This is a genomic window from Actinomyces minihominis (genome assembly GCF_900187855.1).
In the GTDB taxonomy this organism is placed as follows: Bacteria; Actinomycetota; Actinomycetes; order Actinomycetales; family Actinomycetaceae; genus Scrofimicrobium; species Scrofimicrobium minihominis.
In genome coordinates, this window is record NZ_FYEG01000002.1 from 198,485 (window position 1) to 214,691 (window position 16,207).

At 58.0% G+C, this 16,207-nt stretch carries 18 protein-coding genes and 1 tRNA gene; 2 read left to right on the top strand and 17 right to left on the bottom strand.

Annotated features, from left to right (window positions below):
* From CS903_RS02980 to CS903_RS03015, 8 genes are all read right to left on the bottom strand, one after another.
* On the bottom strand, positions 1-489 hold the full coding sequence (locus CS903_RS02980) for a response regulator (RefSeq protein WP_099332064.1): 489 nt from the start codon (positions 487-489) through the stop codon (positions 1-3).
* On the bottom strand, positions 486-2,459 hold the full coding sequence (locus tag CS903_RS02985) for a sensor histidine kinase (protein WP_099332065.1): 1,974 nt from the start codon (positions 2,457-2,459) through the stop codon (positions 486-488). Before CS903_RS02985 ends, CS903_RS02980 begins: the two co-directional genes overlap by 4 nt.
* Entirely contained in the window at positions 2,460-4,061 is a 1,602-nt protein-coding gene (locus CS903_RS02990; RefSeq protein WP_242491726.1) for an SLC13 family permease, read from the bottom strand.
* A 78-nt stretch (positions 4,062-4,139) separates the two neighbouring features.
* Positions 4,140-4,448 (bottom strand): TM2 domain-containing protein, encoded by a 309-nt coding sequence (locus CS903_RS02995; protein ID WP_099332067.1) that lies wholly within the window; start codon positions 4,446-4,448, stop codon positions 4,140-4,142.
* A gap of 114 nt (positions 4,449-4,562) precedes the next feature.
* Entirely contained in the window at positions 4,563-5,750 is a 1,188-nt protein-coding gene (locus CS903_RS03000) for a glycine C-acetyltransferase (protein WP_099332068.1), read from the bottom strand.
* Positions 5,751-6,809, bottom strand: a complete 1,059-nt coding sequence (tdh, locus tag CS903_RS03005; RefSeq protein ID WP_099332069.1) for an L-threonine 3-dehydrogenase — start codon at positions 6,807-6,809, stop codon at positions 5,751-5,753.
* 193 nt (positions 6,810-7,002) lie between these two features.
* Positions 7,003-7,659 (bottom strand): GNAT family N-acetyltransferase, encoded by a 657-nt coding sequence (locus CS903_RS03010; protein ID WP_099332070.1) that lies wholly within the window; start codon positions 7,657-7,659, stop codon positions 7,003-7,005.
* A 55-nt stretch (positions 7,660-7,714) separates the two neighbouring features.
* Entirely contained in the window at positions 7,715-8,788 is a 1,074-nt protein-coding gene (locus CS903_RS03015) for a CorA family divalent cation transporter (RefSeq protein ID WP_164996654.1), read from the bottom strand.
* Positions 8,789-9,162: 374 nt separating this feature from the next.
* On the opposite strand from CS903_RS03015, the gene CS903_RS03020 reads away from it, so the two are divergent.
* Entirely contained in the window at positions 9,163-9,963 is an 801-nt protein-coding gene (locus CS903_RS03020; RefSeq protein WP_099332072.1) for a glucose 1-dehydrogenase, read from the top strand.
* A gap of 71 nt (positions 9,964-10,034) precedes the next feature.
* Here the strand turns inward: CS903_RS03020 and CS903_RS09280 are convergent, their stop codons facing one another.
* Positions 10,035-10,277, bottom strand: a complete 243-nt coding sequence (locus CS903_RS09280) for a hypothetical protein (protein ID WP_129587574.1) — start codon at positions 10,275-10,277, stop codon at positions 10,035-10,037.
* A 128-nt stretch (positions 10,278-10,405) separates the two neighbouring features.
* Positions 10,406-10,750, bottom strand: a complete 345-nt coding sequence (locus tag CS903_RS03030) for a hypothetical protein (RefSeq protein WP_099332074.1) — start codon at positions 10,748-10,750, stop codon at positions 10,406-10,408.
* 372 nt (positions 10,751-11,122) lie between these two features.
* On the opposite strand from CS903_RS03030, the gene CS903_RS03035 reads away from it, so the two are divergent.
* Complete coding sequence (locus CS903_RS03035) at positions 11,123-11,551, top strand: polyphosphate kinase 2 family protein (RefSeq protein ID WP_099332075.1); 429 nt, start codon at positions 11,123-11,125, stop codon at positions 11,549-11,551.
* A 79-nt stretch (positions 11,552-11,630) separates the two neighbouring features.
* On the opposite strand, the gene CS903_RS03040 is transcribed toward CS903_RS03035, so the two are convergent.
* The 7 genes from CS903_RS03040 to rplU all read right to left on the bottom strand — a co-directional run bounded on the left by CS903_RS03040 (position 11,631) and on the right by rplU (position 16,119).
* On the bottom strand, positions 11,631-12,407 hold the full coding sequence (locus CS903_RS03040) for an SDR family NAD(P)-dependent oxidoreductase (protein ID WP_207203732.1): 777 nt from the start codon (positions 12,405-12,407) through the stop codon (positions 11,631-11,633).
* Between the two features lie 143 nt (positions 12,408-12,550).
* A tRNA-Ala gene (locus tag CS903_RS03045) sits at positions 12,551-12,623 on the bottom strand.
* A 101-nt stretch (positions 12,624-12,724) separates the two neighbouring features.
* Entirely contained in the window at positions 12,725-13,096 is a 372-nt protein-coding gene (gene rsfS / locus CS903_RS03050) for a ribosome silencing factor (protein WP_099332077.1), read from the bottom strand.
* A gap of 119 nt (positions 13,097-13,215) precedes the next feature.
* Complete coding sequence (gene nadD / locus CS903_RS03055) at positions 13,216-13,803, bottom strand: nicotinate-nucleotide adenylyltransferase (RefSeq protein WP_099332078.1); 588 nt, start codon at positions 13,801-13,803, stop codon at positions 13,216-13,218.
* A gap of 32 nt (positions 13,804-13,835) precedes the next feature.
* The gene (gene obgE / locus CS903_RS03060; protein WP_099332079.1) at positions 13,836-15,359 is read right to left on the bottom strand and encodes a GTPase ObgE; all 1,524 of its coding nucleotides are present in this window, start codon (positions 15,357-15,359) and stop codon (positions 13,836-13,838) included.
* A gap of 162 nt (positions 15,360-15,521) precedes the next feature.
* Positions 15,522-15,779 (bottom strand): 50S ribosomal protein L27, encoded by a 258-nt coding sequence (gene rpmA, locus CS903_RS03065; RefSeq protein WP_099332080.1) that lies wholly within the window; start codon positions 15,777-15,779, stop codon positions 15,522-15,524.
* 31 nt (positions 15,780-15,810) lie between these two features.
* Positions 15,811-16,119 carry a 50S ribosomal protein L21 gene (rplU, locus tag CS903_RS03070; protein ID WP_099332081.1) on the bottom strand — a complete coding sequence of 103 codons (309 nt, stop codon included), beginning with the start codon at positions 16,117-16,119 and terminating at the stop codon, positions 15,811-15,813.
* Positions 16,120-16,207 lie beyond the last annotated feature (88 nt).

Genomic DNA, 16,207 nt, shown 5'->3' on the forward strand with positions numbered 1-16,207 from the left:
CTAGTCTGCACGACCGTAGTCACGCACAATCTCCAGTGCCCTTGGCTGATCAAGCGCCGACATGTAGGGCAGAGGGTTGAGTCCGCAGGCGATGACATAGTCAGTTATCTGCTCACGAACCACTCGAACTAGCTCATCGCGCTTCCAGGGCTTGGAGATGTAGTGGTCGAGGTGTGCGTCGTTGACGGCTCGCACCGTGTCTTCCAGGTCAGCCTGGCCTGTAACCAGGACCTTCCGCGTCTCAACCAGTTGCTCATCCCCCGCAAGCTCAACCATGAAGTCAACCCCGGTGGTACCGGGAAGGCGGTGGTCGCACAGGGCTAACGCCAGAACATCACCGTCATCGAGGATCTCATTGATAACCTCCCAGGCGTCCTCCACATCCTCGGCAGGCTCAATCCGCACCGCCGGGGATAGTTCAATCAGGTCGCGTTCCAAGGCTGCCCGAACTTCTGGTTCGTCCTCGAGAACCAAAATTGATAGTTTCACTGTTCCTCCTGTGGTGGTGCGATCGGAAGATCGACAACAACGGTGGTGCCGTTCGGTCCGGTGTTTAGGCGCATTGTGCCGTGGTGTTTGCTAACGATGGATCGGGTGACACCAAGGCCGACCCCCATTCCAAAACGAACCTGGCCAGACTTGGTGGTGAACCGCGGTTCGAAAACATGGGGCAAAATCGACTCTGGGATACCGGGCCCATCATCTTTGATTTCCACCCTAAGCCAACCCGGGGTCGGACTGCCTGTCGTAACTTCGATCGTTCCTAGTTTGCGACCTGCGGGTGATGAGCCGTTTCCGGATGCCTCTGTCACCGCTTCGGCTGCGTTCGTGAGCAGGTTGGTCCAAACCTGAGCTAGTTCACCCGGGTGGCACTCCAGAGTCGGAAGATCCTCGTAAAACCTCACGACCTCGACCTCGTCCAACTTATGCGAAAGTAGACGGATCGCATCATCGATGTTCTCTTGAAGATCAACCCCGCCCACTTTGTCACCATCTGGGCGTGCGTACGACCGCAGTGACGACACCAGCTGTGTAATACGTGTCGCGGCCGAGCGAAGATTACGCAGCTGGGTTCCGATTGAAGCCGCCTGCTCTGCCGCCTCAAGAGAAAGACCTGAGCGGCGCTTCAAAGCCCGGGCAAACTCGGGATCCCTAATCCCCGCCAGGGTGAGGCGCTGCGCCACTGCCGGATCACCGGTGATCTCGGTGAGTTCTCGGCGAAGTTGCCGCTCGGCCCGGGTGGACAGTGATGGAACTTCCTGGCCGCTCTTCAGGGCGGTAAGAGCCTGGTCGGACCACTTCTTCGCCGGGGCAGTCTCGAGGAGTTTTGTGACGTCCTCCCCCAGGAACTCACTGATGCGTTGGATAGCTGCCATGGGATTGTTGAGTTCGTGAGCGATGCCAGCGGAGAGCGCGCCAAGGGAAGCAAGTCGTTCCTGCGCGGAAAGTTCCGTTCGAGCATCCTCAAGGTTGCTTAGTGCAGTAGCCAGCAGTGTGCGTTCAGTTTCGAGCTGATCGGATAGTTCGGCATTTTCGATGTGCAACTCTTCCGCTCGGCGCAACCTGCGGTCAAGGGAACGGATGAAGAGGGTGGCAACGAGGATGGTGATGTCCGGGTGGCCTTCGATCGCAGAGTTGAGCTGCTCAACGGTTAGTCGAACCCCTCGCACCTCGCTGGTGGTGACTGCATTCAGGAGGGCGCGCCGGCCCTCGGAGACCGCGAGGAGACCAATAATCCGTCCCGTTGATTCCTCGTGCATGACGATGTCTCCACCGGGGCTCTCATGGATCAGGGCTACGGACCCCTCGAGAATGATCGTCACCTCCTCCACCCAGTCGCCCTTGGTCGTAAGGCGTGTCCCCACCGGAATGGTTAGGCGGGGCTGCGTCCCCAGAGTCTCTTCTATCTCGCTGAGTACCCGACCGATGATTACTGAGTCCGAATAAGGTTGCTGGAAGAGTGACGAGACATGCGGAACTGTTCCAACCCTGCCGTGTTCATGAAAGAGCTGCACCTGAGCCTTCATGCTCGAAATGAAGGCATCGGGCCGCAGGTCACCGAGATAGCCCACCCAGTCCAGGCGACCCAGGTCGATCATCCGTTCCGCGCCGGTGATCTCTACCTTGGTGCTGAGGACGATAAACCTGGTGTCCCGGCAGGCAGGGCACGACAGCAGCGGGGCTACCATCTCATCCGCCGGCCGTGTCCCTTCACCGACGATCAAGACGTACAGTGCAACGAGGCTCGGCGCGTCGTCCCCCTGTTCCCCGGCGGGGCATCCCAGAGCGAATCGCGCCTCATCTGGAGTGGCAAACCTGCGCACCTCAACCAGATCGGTGAGGCCATCTTGAAGTAGCTGCGCGATGCGGTCATGGTGCTTCCCCTTGCCAACGACTGCCGCGAGGGGAAGCTCTCCGATACCCAAACCGTCTGGGTTCTGCCGGGGTAGGGCCCCCATCTAGACCAGGCCCATGAGTTGCCACAGGGGCGGCATGGCTAGTGCAAGTGCCAAGGTCGCGACCAGACCGACAATCACTCCGATGATGGCCATGTCCTTCACGGAGACCATTCCTGTGGAGTAGGCGATCGCGTTCGGTGGGGTTGAGATCGGCAGGGACATACCGAGTGAGGTGGCAATCGCAACGACCACTGCAATCATCATCGTGTTGGTACCGGGAATGGCAACTGCAAGAGAGATTGCGAGCGGGACAAGAAGGTTTGCGGCCGCCGAGTGTGACATGACGTTGGCGAACCCGAGACCAACAAAGCAAAGGACGAGGATTACCCCCATGGTTCCGAGGGATTCCCACCCGATCGAGTTCACCAGCCACGCGTCAAGACCGGTGGCGCCGACCCCTGTACCAAGTGCAATGCCGCCCGAAACCAACCACAAAACCGGCCAGTCAAGCTTTTTGATATCCCCGCCATCCATGACCCTCAGGCAGAGGAGGAGGGCGACGGGAATGAAACCAACGGTGTTGGAGGAGATTCCGTGGAGGGGCTCGGTCATCCACAAGGCGATGGTGAGGGCTGCAACAGCGTAGAAGATCTTGGCCTTAGAGGTCATGTTCCAGTTGGCTTCAACCTCAAGCTTGATGGTCTCGCCACGGGGAATGAACAGGGCACAGATCAGGAGCCACGAAGCAAAGAGAACGACCAGCGCGAACGGGGTAGCCATGAGCGCCCAGTGCGCGAATGAGACGTCGATCCCCTGGGTGGACAGTGCTCCGATAGCAATCGCATTCGGTGGGGTGCCCACCGGTGTTGCGATACCTCCGACGTTGGCCGCCAGGGGAATTGCCAGGGCAACTCCGGCTCTGGCCTTGGGGTCCTTGATCGAGTTAAGGATGGGGATCACGACCGCGAACATGGTTGCAGTTGTTGCAGTGTTGGACATGAAGGCTGAGAGGATGCCTGTGATCAGCATTAGTCCGAGGACGGTTGAGCGTGCCGAGCCCGCAAAGGGCTTCAGCATCACTGCCGTGATGTTCTTGTCTAGCCCATACTTCTCTGCCCCGTCGGCGATCATGAAGCCGCCAAGGAAGAGGATGATCACCGGGTTCGCTAGAGCCGCAAAGTAGGCCGAGGCGGGCAGTGCGGCCTCGGCGAGCTCAGGGCTGGCCGCGAACGGATCAAACAGCGCCCCCTGGGCGACCAGAAGGACTTCGAGAAGGATGACGAGGACGGCGGTGGCCGTGAGAGGCACCGCCTCCGTCACCCAGAAGACGATTGCCAGCAGGAAGATTGCCAGCATCCGCTCCCCGGGTTCATCCAGGTTCGGCACATCCACGATCAGAGGAATGAGGAAAGCGATAAATCCGAAAAGCAGTCCGAACTTCTGGACTCTGGTCAGACCGGTCGTCGTATCACCGCCGGTCCGTGGTCCTCCAGAGGAACCAGGCCCCCGAGTCTTCCCACCTCCCCCCCTGCGTGATCGGGGTTTGATGGCACGATCTACCTTCGTGGGCCGTGCTGCGCCAGAGCGCACGGAGTTTCCCGAAGTGTTCCTGGATGCCGCGGATGAAGTTGAGAGCATGGCGCCTTCGTCAGAGGGACTCATACCTAAAAGGCTAGTGCCAGAAGCGCTCCCAAAGTTAGGCCCTAGGGCCGACGTGACCCCAGTTCAGACCACCTTTTCCTAGAAGTTGAACGCGCCGATGCCCCCGCCGAGGATCGAAACGACAATCGTGACAATCCAGGCCATGGTCCGGTTCTCACGGTATCCGGTTAGGGGTCGACCCCACTTATCCGACTGGGCTCCGACCAGGGTCATGATCAGGTCGATGAGGTACCAGACGCCAAAACCGCCCACAGTTATGAGCTTGAGGAACCCGGTTCCGTATTTACCTAGGTAAAAGCGGTCAATTCCAAGGACTCCGAGGATCCACGAGAGCAGCCAGGTGACAACGAAGGACTTTGTAGGAGCAGGAACGTAACTGTAGGACATAGGAACCTTCAACTGATCGGGCACAGGTTACCCGGGTGGGACCTGGCGTGCTGTGAGCCAAAGTGTGCCACACTACGGGCGTGAGCGGATGAGAGCAGGAAAAGTGACCGTGTTCTAACCGAGGGCAACTGCGGCCTTGAAGGCCTCGACGGCGGCCTGAACGTCCTCTTCAGAGTGCGCAGCCGAAAGCTGGACACGGATCCGCGCCTCACCCCGGGGAACCACGGGGAAGCTAAACGCAGTGACATACACACCCAGTTCGAGCATTCTCGAGGCAACCGTGGTGGCGGTGCGCGCCCCGTCCTCACCGGGAAACATGACCGCGATAATCGGGTGGTTTCCCGGAAGCAACTCGAACCCGGCCTCTTCCATCAGGGTGCGGAACAGGTTTGAAACCTTCTCTAGGTGCTCTCGAGGCCCATCGGCAGCCCTGGCCAGCGTGATTGCCTCAGCTGCCCCCGCCACGATCGAAGGGGCCAGCGTGTTGGAGAACAGGTAGGGTCTGGCCCTTTGCCGAAGCAGGTCAACAATTGCCTGGTGGGCAGCTACGTAACCGCCCGAAGCCCCTCCGAGGGCCTTGCCAAGCGTGCCGGTGAGAATATCGACCCGATCTTCCACCCCATACATCGCGGCAACTCCGCGTCCTTCTGGTCCGACAAACCCCGTCGCATGAGAGTCATCGACCATGACCAGGGCTCCGAACTCATCAGCCAGATCGCAGATCTGCGGCAGTGGGGCGTAGTAGCCATCCATCGAAAAGACGCCGTCGGTAACGATGACAGTGGTAACTGCGCCGGCATCCCGCGCTGCCTGAAGTTGGTTGCGCAAGTCCTCCATGTCTCGGTTGGCATAGCGGAACCTCTTTGCCTTCGATAGGCGGATCCCGTCGATAAGGGATGCATGGTTCAGCGCGTCAGAGATGATCGCATCATCGGGGCCGAAAAGCACCGAGAAGATTCCGCCGTTAGCGTCGTAGCAAGAAGAGAAGAGAATGGCATCATCGCGGTGCAAATAGGCCGCGATCTGTTTCTCAAGGTCGAGGTGCTGTTCCTGGGTACCGCAGATGAAACGCACTGAAGAAAGTCCGTAGCCCCAGCGATCGAGGGAATCGCGGCTTGCAGCAACAATGCGTGAGTCATCTGCAAGGCCCAGGTAGTTGTTGGCGCAGAAGTTGAGGGCCTCCCCGCGTTCGGTAGCGACCCTTGCACCCTGCGGACCAAAGAGGGGACGCTCCTCCTTGTAGAGGCCGGCTTCACGAATCTGCTGCAGGGTCTCTTCGACCTGCGTCTTGTTGGCGTACATCTACTTCTCCCAATCAATCATGACCTTGCCGGCCCGCCCTGAACCGGCCGTTGCAAATGCCTCTTCCCACTGATCCGGAGTGAACCGGTGGGTAATCACAGACCTCAGTGCCTCACGTAGCTCCGGCGAAGTCTCGGTGAGGAATGTCGCTACATACCAGGTGTCATACATCTCCCGGCCGTAAACTCCCTTAATAGTGAGCATGTGGGTGATGACCTTCCCCCACTCAATCGCGAAGGGTTTGGTTGGCAAGCCAAGCAGGGCGAGCATGGCCCCGTGGTTGCAGAAGTCAACCAGCATTTGCAGCGCAGAGGGCGCGCCGGAGAGTTCGAGACCGACATCAAACCCCTCACGGATCCTCAACTCGACCATTGCTTCGCGCAGTACTTCAGCGTCGGGTTGCAATGCCCTATCTGCGCCAACCTTGCGCGCCATGTCGAGGCGGTCTTCATTCAGATCGGTAATCACCACGTGTCGAGCTCCGGCGTGTTTCGCCAGAGCCACACACATGATCCCAATCGGGCCGGCCCCGGTAATAAGGACGTCCTGTCCGGTCAGGGTGGCCTGCTGGCAGGTGTGAACAGCATTGCCCAGGGGGTCAAAAAGGGCTGCCAGCTCTGCATCAATCGTATCTGGCTGCACCCAGGCATTCTCGAAGGGGACGACGACATAGTCGGCAAAAGCGCCGTCCCGGTTCACCCCAATTCCCTTGGATCGAACACACATGTGCCCGCGGCCAGCACGACAGTTACGGCAGCGACCGCAGACCACATGGCCCTCAACGCTAACTCGCTGCCCCAGCCTTAAGTCCTCCGCGCCTTTTTCGTCCTCAACTCCGGGACCCAGTTCGACAATCACCCCCGAAAACTCATGGCCCAGCGTCTGGGGCAGCGTCATCGCTCCCGGGGCTCCTCCGTCCCAGCGGTATATATGGAGGTCCGTGCCACACAGCCCCGTCCGCTCCACACGGATCTTGATCTCTCCCCAACCGGGAACCGGCTCTGGAATCTCCACCAGTTCCAAGCCTGGTCCCTCACTGGTTTTCCTCAGAGCACGCACGGATCCTCCTCCGCTAGGCCAAAACTGGCACTGGCTTGTCAAGAGCAGTTAGCTGTGGTCATCTCCCGCAATGGGAATGACGCACGATCATTCTAGGAGGCGCAGATATCCTCGGATGACTCCGGAGTTGCCCTAGAACACCTGAGCCAACCAAAACCGCCTACGCTAAGCACCCCGGGGGGGCGCTTAGCAGTCAGGCTTCAAGAAACTCCCGAACATCAAGGCCGAGCCTAGCCCCAAGCAGTTCACCTTCCGGCGAGAACTCCTCCGCAAGCGGATAGAAACCAAGACGCTGGTAAAAAGCCTGGGCACCCCGGTTTTCGCCGCCAACTCCAAGTGCCAGTTTCCTGACACCTCTTGCCCATACCGCGCGCGCAAACACCCGTATGAGGGAGCGACCCAGTCCCCTTCCCTGAGCTTCAGGGAGGAGGTCAATGTGGAGCTCAGCGGGATAGTCCGCTGCAAACCTGGTCACCTGGGTCTCAGGCTGCTCACCCCTTCTACGCATTGCTCTGTCGGCACTGGTCCAGCTGCCATCAACCGGAAGGAGATCCTCATAGAGGGGAGTCCACTCCGTTTTCCACCACCGCACAAAAGCTGTGACATCAGCGGTGCCCAGAACGTACCCGACCACCGAAGTTATGCCCTCATCTTCCATTTCCACGACCCAGGCAAGCTCGGGGTCGTGCTGAACGTAGGGGTAGGCATAGATGGCGGGAAGCAGTTCGTCGCTGGCATACTGCCCTGTTGCATCGGAGCCGGAGGCGCCGGTGAGGACACAGACTCGACCTACGTCCGCCCAGTCGGAGGGCTCATAGGGTCGGATCGTGAATGTTGGTTCAGCTGCCATTTGCTAGTCGTCTTCAATCAGAGGGATGGGGCCCGCTAAGACTACGGCCTCTTAGTCAGTTAGGTGTTGACAGGTCCGCGCTGTCAACACGGCGCCTGCGAGTGAGGCCGCGCTTACGGGCACGTTCCACACCTGCTTGTTCCTCAACGCTGAGCGCGTATCCACTGCGTCGAAGCAGAATGATTGAGCCGATAATTGCCACCAGAACCAGTCCGACTCCGAAAATCATGAAGTGTGCAATCGAGTTGACTTCACCAACCATCCAGTCGAAGTTCATTCCAAAGTAAGAGGTGATGAAAGTAATGGGAATAAACACGGCGGCCATGGCGGTTAGGACATTGACCTGGTTCCCCTGCCAGAACGTCATTTGCGACTGCAGCGCATCAGCCGTGTGGCGTAGGGAATCATCAACCGAATCGATGAGCACCTGGGTGTGATCAACAATCTTCACGTAGGACTCAAGCAGGCCGAGGTCGTCCGCTTCTGCGCCATTCACATGAGGTGGATCGATCAATGCGGCGCGTGCATTCACCATGTAGGAGGGGAACCTCAGTGAGATGGTATGAAAGACGGCGCGGTAGGCGGCTAGTTCAGCCCCCTGCTCCGGATTGGGCTTGACTGTCTTGACAATCTCTTCGTTGAGTTCCCCGACTCGAACGGCGGTCTCGGTGAGCCCCCGTTGAACGGTAATCATCATCAGCCGAAGCGTGTCGGCAAGAAGGCGCACGGGAGAATCGCTGATGTTGGTGATCCGCTCCATGATTCGTTTCCTAATAAATAGCATGCCGGCGTCACCTCCTTGGCGGACCGTGAGCAACCGGTGTTCGTTCCAGTGGAAAAGAACCAGGTGAGCAGGGCTACCGTCAAGGTCATCAATCCAGGCCACCCCGTGGACATCCTTGGGCGTCAGCCGAAACGGAAGTTCCAGGCGGGAAGCAAGAATATCGAGGGCCTTCGTCGGATCAAGATCGAAGGTCTCCAGAAAATGGGGGGCCTCGGGATCATCCGGACCATCAAGCCGGGCGTCGACCCAGAGCGAGTGACCCATTTTGCAGGCATCGGCCTTGGTTAAGGCGTGGTCAAAGGGACTCTCACTGAAAGACGCACCGTCGAAAACCGTAATCTCCATGTATTCCAGCTTAGGCGGGCGCTTACATTGCGGCAGAAGGGGGGCTCCCGGCAGACAGGACCTGCGTCCAACACTCCTGGAGAACACCAAAATAAGGCGATGGGAGTTGCTCAAACAGTTGGGTGCCGGGGGCATCATGGTGGTGCCCGTCACCTCGCGGATGCTATGGATCGGCAAGGATGTACGGGGGAACATCTCAACCACGCAACACGGGCTTTACTCTTTCGTGCCCCTGCTTCCCTAAACTCACCTGCGACCACTATCACTTGGCGTATCCTCTGGGCCCGGATAGCCTGTTAATACCCGGGCTGGTATTCAGGTATCGCGATGATGCCCCCGCCTGGGTTCTCAGAGAAGAGAAAAAGGGGAACGTTATGGCTGGACGCCTAGACGGAAAAGTAGCAATTATTACCGGTGGTGCAAGCGGTATGGGAGCCGCGGACGCCAGACTCTTCGTTAAGGAGGGAGCTAAGGTCGTTATCACCGACCTCAACGTCGAGGGCGGTGAGGCGTTGGCAGCGGAACTTGGCGAGAACGCCATTTTCATGCAACACAACGTTGCCAGCGAAGAAGAATGGAACACTATCGTCGCAGGTACGATCGCCGCGTTCGGACGAATCGACGTCCTGGTCAACAATGCGGGCATCCTCCTCATCAAGCCGATGGAAGAGACCACCCACGCTGAGTTCACCCGACTCATGAACATCAATGTCGAGGGTGTTTTCCTTGGGATGAAGGCAGTGACACCTCACATGCGTAACCAGGGATCGGGCGTCATCATCAACATGTCTTCAGCCGCTGGCATTGTCGGGCAGGTCCAAACCGTCGCCTACTCGGCGTCGAAGTTTGCTGTACGTGGCATGACCAAGGCCGCAGCCATGGACCTCGGGCTTTCCGGAATCCGTGTGGTCTCGATCCACCCCGGTTCAATCGCAACACCTATGACCCAGGTTTCGGGAGTCAAGGTGGATCTGCCTCTTCCGCTTGCCCCCCTTAACCGAAACGGTGCCCCAGAGGAGGTCGCCAACGTGGTGGCATTCATTGCCTCCGATGATGCCTCCTATGTCACCGGTTCAGAGATCGTTGTCGATGGGGGTCTGACGATCGGTGATACCCCGCAGGTTTACGGCATGCTTGGCAAGTTCCGTGAGCTGACAGAGCAGGGCCTCATCTAAGAGATCCCCAGCCAGAGGTAGGGGTGTTTGCCGGAAGAAACCGAAAGACACCCCTAACTCTCTCTGCGCTTCTAACCACCCGATCCGGTGGTGGCTGGAGCCGGTGAGACTCCGCCGGCGGGCTCTGCTCCCTGTGCGGCGACCTTTTTGCGGTCGAAGACCTGATCGCAGTCCATGCGAGCCTTAGTCAAGTCCCTGGAGTGCATCTCAGCATGCTTGCTTTCGCGCTTCGACGTATCGCTGGTGAACCTGTCGGTAATGATCTTGACGATGTTCATTATGAAGAGACACACCAGGTTGTAAAGCAGGATCATCCCCACCACCTGCCAGGAAACCCTAGGAACGAAACGCCGAAACCAACCAGGAGCACCGCAATGGTTGCCATGGTCAGAAGCGTGGTCCACAACTGCCAGGCTGGAAATGGCCTGAGGAAAAACCAGTTTCACGCCCTCGCGACGAGGACGAGTAGGTGACCTCCCGTCACCAACTGAAGGAAAACGATCGACTCGATTGCGCCGTTGTCAGTGATCCCGAACGACTCTCCCGCCTTCATCTGCGTGGCCCAGACGAGGACGATCATCGACTGAACAACTGCGAAGAACCCGAGTGCAGATGCCGTGGCGATAATCTTTTTCATGTGCCACCTGACCGGCACCTTGCTGACATTGGCATTGTCGTAGGCGATCGTCATGATTGGGACATCGTCTAGGAGAGAGATGACGATGATCATCAAGGCGCTCAGGGGCGCGAAGTCGAGGAAGATAGTTCCGAGAACCACCAGGAACATGATGTTGATGGTCAGTGCGATCCGATCTGCACGTTGTTCAAAACGTTGTTGTGGAGAAAGGTTCTCACAATGCGGACTCGGCTATTGCCACCTAGTCTTATGGACACGTGACTCGGCCCACGTCTAGATCAGATCTTGCACAAAAAGTCAAAGCATCCAGTACGAGAACGCCCCGAATGAGAGCATCATGAGCACATCCCCATCCCCCACTTCCCCCCTTTCAACCCCCAACCATTGATACGGCTGCCATCGCGGCGGTGGGCCTTGTGGAACCCTTTTCGGTAGTTCATCTTCACCGGCAGTTCAACGCGAACCTCACGGAGAAGGGCTTTAACAAGGGTCCACCCTGACCTTCTCTGGCCCAAGACGACGATGCCTGAGCCGAAGCACATCTGGAAGCAGCGCTACGAAGAGATCAACAACTGGGAGAAACGCTTCTACGACCAGGGGACGATCATCGTCAAATTCTTCCTTCACATTTCTAAGGCTGAGCAGGGGAAGAGGTTCCTGGCACGGATTGAGGACCCTTCAAGAAACTGGAAGGTCTCCCCCACCGACATGACTGAACGCGGCTTCTGGGACGACTACACGACGGCATTCACCGACATGCTCAACCACACTTCGACTGACTTTGCGCCGTGGCATGTCATCTCAATGAATCACAAGTGGTCCGGCCACCTCCAGGCACTCTCCATTTTGGTTGAGGCGCTAAAGGCAGCCAATCCGCAGTACCCGGTGGTCGATGACAAGATGCAGGCAACTCTCGCCCAGATGAAGAAAGAACTGTTGGAAGGCAAGTAGGCACGGTACTGCAGCAGACACGGGGAGGGGCCCACTCGACCACGAGAGTCGAACTGGGCCTCTCAAACTGCCTCGGGAGTTACGGCCTCATCCCCAAGCCACCCTGAATCATGATGGTGTCCCCCGTCAGGTAGCGGGCGTCGTCGCTACCGAGGAACACGCAGACGCGACCGATGTCCTGCTGAGCATCTCCGTAGCGTCCCAGTGGAATCGACTTGATGTTCTTCTCGAACATCTCGGGGTTCTCTTCACCCCATGCCGCCAGCTTGTCGGTCATCACAAGGGGCGCAACCACATTGACGTTGATGTTGTAGACACCCCATTCGTTGGCTGCCACGCGCGACAGACCACGGATGGCCTCCTTAGCTGCCCCGTAGGAACTCTGTCCGGGGTTACCCGACAGCCCTGCTCCGGAAGCAAAGTTGATAACCGACCCCTCGGTCTCTCGAAGATAAGGGAACGCGTGCTTCATAAAGAAGAAAGTTGCGTAGAGACCCGAGTAAATCGCCTTGTCAAAATCTTCCTTTGAGTGCTGAATGAGTGTCAGACCCGATGCGGAGGTTTGCGCGCTGTTAATGAGGACGTCAATCTGTCCAAAGTGCTCAACCGTTTTCGCGAGGGCCTTCTCAACCTGCTCCTCTTCAGCACCGTCAACAATAAGTGTGAGAACTTCGGTTCCGAACTCTTCCTCTAGTTCCGCCTTGGTGACATCCATTCCGCCCTGGAAGATATCGGTGAGAACCATCTTGGCGCCCTCTGAGGCAAATGCCCTTGCGACTCCCCTGGCGATTCCGCCACCGCCGCCGGTGAGGACGACTACCTTTCCAACCATTCGCTTACAAGATTCCACTGTCATTCTCCTTTGAACGATGCGGCCCCTGTTGGCCTTCGCCTCAAGAGTAGGACGACCCGACCCCTTTCGCAGGTGAGAAAAGTGAAAACCCACTGACAAAGTCAGTGGGTTTCTCAACGAGTAAATGTCTCAACCATCTTCTCGAGTGGAGCTAGGGAGATTCGAACTCCCGACCTCTTCCATGCCATGGAAGCGCGCTACCAACTGCGCCATAGCCCCGAACAAGACATAACTATACCCAGCGGTAACTCTGCCCGGCAAATCAGAAGGCAGTGCGCCGCACCACAGCAAAAGGGCGAAGTGCGCTGCCTTTTGAGCCGTTAGTTGATCTTTGCAGCCAGGTTCAGAAACACGCGAGGGGAACGTCCCCACAAGCTGTCGAGGGCGTAGTAGTCACGGGCTTCGGGAAGGAAAATATGCACCACTACGTCCCCGTAATCTAGGAGAAGCCAGTCTGAGTTTTCGTCACCCTCGACGCGGGGAGAACGACCCAGCGCTGCATGAACCTCATCCTGGACGGCTGACCTGACACCCCTGAGGTGCCGGGGGTTATCAGCGGTGACAATTACGAAGGCGTCGCTGAAGGGAAGCACCCCCGTCACGTCAATCCCGACAATGTCCTCAGCAAGTGCGTCGGATGCGGCGGCCGCGACCTCGGCAACGAGCTGCTCTGTCCCTGGTTGAAGAGTCATCAATCTCCCTGGTAGTTATATAGGTTCTGTACTGAGTCTTGACCCAATATGGCGCCAACGCAAGACTCCTCCGGTCAAATGTGAGTTGCTACTTGGCTCTCACTTCTGTGAACTGCGGGCTATCTGTAAAGACCGTACTTGCTGATGTACTGCACCACTCCGTCAGGTACCAGATACCAGATTGGTTCATTGTCCCGCACGCGTCTGCGACAGTCACTAGAGGAGATAGCCATGGCAGGAACCTCAACTAAAGACACCCGATCACCGGGAAGATCCCCAATATTCAGCTCATGTCCCGGTCGGGAAACCCCGATGAAGTGCGCGGACTCGAATAGCTCATCGACATGCTTCCAGTTGAGGATGTCCTGCAGCGCGTCGGCACCCGTAATGAAGTACCACTCCACATCAGGTTCCTGAGCTCTCAAGTCTCGCAGTGTTTCATAGGTATAGGTCAGTCCCCCACGGTCGATGTCGACCCGTGACACGGTGAACCGGTTGTTCGAGGCAGTGGCAACAACGGTCATGAGGTAGCGGTGCTCGGCAGCCGCAGTCTCACGTTGCTGTTTGAATGGTTGGGTGGAAGTCGGGACGAAAACCACCTGCTCTAGGCCAAAACTATTCATCACTTCAGACGCTGCCACGAGGTGCCCGTGGTGGATCGGATCGAATGTCCCACCCATGATCCCGATGCGGCGCTTAGCCTTCATCTCACCGACTCCAACACTCACTGCAACCGGCCTTACTCGCCCGAACCGGGATCCGTCCAGATCCCTGCTGCGCGTTCATCTCGAAGTTCCTGCCGAGCAGCTTCCTTTGCATCCATCTTCTCGAGGAAAGCCGCGCGACGCTCACGCGCGGTGGAACGCGTCCGCTCATAGAGACGCGGATCCTCTCCGCGGCCTGCCAGCAGCTCTGCGCCAGTCGACACCGTGGGCTCCCAGTCAAAAATAACGCCCCCCTCAACCGGGCCGATTACAACGGGGTCACCCGGAAGCGCCCCGGCCTTCAGCAGCTGATCCTCTACCCCGGCGGAAGCGAGACGATCCGCCAGATACCCCACGGCCTCATCGTTACCAAAGTTGGTTTGCTTGACCCACAGCTCTGGCTTACGCCCACGAACCTGGTAGACGCGCTCTCCACCGTGCTGGATCTTGGTGACGGTAATGGCCTGCGACGAACCAACAGCTCGAGGACGGATCACTACGCGTGCCTCTTCAAGCTCCGCTTCCTTGACCCGGTTCTCTTCCACGATCCTTGCCAGGCCGAATGAGAGCTCCCGTAGTCCCTCATGTGACACAGCCGAGACCTCGTAGACGGGAAGCCCCCTTTTCTCAAGGTCGGCCTTGACCATGTCGGCTAGCTCGCGCCCATCTGGGACATCGATCTTGTTCAGGATGATGACGCGCGGCCGCTCAGCCATGGGGACATAACCCTCAACCTGACCCAGATCGCCCTGGTAGGCGGATAGTTCGGCTTCAATCGTGTCGAGGTCGCTAACCGGATCACGTTCAATCTCAAATGAAGAGGTGTCAATAACGTGTGCAATCACAGAGCAGCGCTCAATGTGTCGCAGGAAGTCGAGTCCAAGGCCCTTGCCCTCAGAAGCGCCGGGAATGAGGCCGGGAACGTCAGCGATGGTGTAGCGCTGTCCCGCGGCGTCTACCACCCCGAGATTGGGAGCCAGTGTGGTGAACGGATAGTCCGCAATCTTGGGCCGCGCCGCCGACATGGCAGCAATGAGCGAAGACTTTCCAGCCGAGGGGAAGCCGACCAGTGCAACATCGGCGATCGATTTGAGTTCGAGGACTACATCCGTCTCTTCACCGGGCTCGCCAAGAAGGGCAAACCCTGGAGCGCGACGAGCCCGATTGGCTAGAGCAGCATTTCCGAGACCACCGCGTCCCCCCTCAGCAACAACCAGTTCATCGCCCTCTGCCGATAAGTCTGCAATCAGTTCACCATTTAGGTCCTTGATAACAGTTCCGATTGGTACCGGCAGCACCAGGTCATCCGAGTTCTTTCCGTGACGCAGGCTCCCTGCGCCCTGGGTTCCGTTGGCAGCCTTATGGTGGGGCCGATGGTGGTATGTAAGCAATGTCGTCTCTTGATCACTGGCACGGAAGATCACCGAGCCACCACGACCACCATTACCCCCGTCGGGTCCACCCAGGGGCTTGAACTTTTCCCGATGTACGGAGGCGATTCCATGACCGCCGCTGCCTGCAATCACATTGACCTTCACACGATCAACAAAGTCGGCCATTTTCGTCCTCCACTAGGTTCAGAACCATCATTCCCTACCCTTCCGACATCGGGCGGATTCGACCTTCGCAGCCCCGCCACCATTCTGTCTTCCAGGTACGCAAAAAGGACACCCGCTGCGCGGATGTCCCCCTCGCTAAAAGTAGTATTACGCTACCCCGCCCTAGGCGGCGACCTCGGTAACACTGATCGCACGACGACCACGGATGTTGCCAAACTCGACGTTTCCGTCGATCAGGGCGAACAGGGTGTCATCTTTGCCGCGACCAACATTGTTGCCGGGGTGGTACTTAGTGCCACGCTGGCGAACCAGAATCTCGCCTGCGGAAACGTACTGGCCACCGAAACGCTTCACGCCGAGGCGCTGTGCATTCGAGTCGCGGCCGTTACGGGTAGAGCCAACGCCCTTCTTTGATGCCATCTCTCAAGCTCCCTTAGATACGGATCGGCGACTAGCCGATTGCCTTGATTTCAACCACAGTCAGCGGCTGGCGGTGACCAAGGCGCTTACGGTAACCGGTCTTGTTCTTGTACTTGATGATGCGGATCTTGGGACCCTTTGCATCACCAATCACCTCAGCGGTGACGGTCTTGCCTGCAAGCTTGTCCGAGCCGACCAGAGCGGTTTCGCCGTCAACAATCATGACTGGCTCAAGCTCAACGGTCTCTCCAACTTCAGCCGCAACCTTGTCGATCACAACAACGTCGCCAACAGCAACCCTGTCCTGATGGCCGCCAGCCTTAACAATCGCGTAGACCACGTTTTGCTCATCTCTCGTCGGAAAAATCTTCGATTCGACGCCGAGGCGCCGACTAGTAAATCTAACGCAAACCACCGTGAGCCGACAA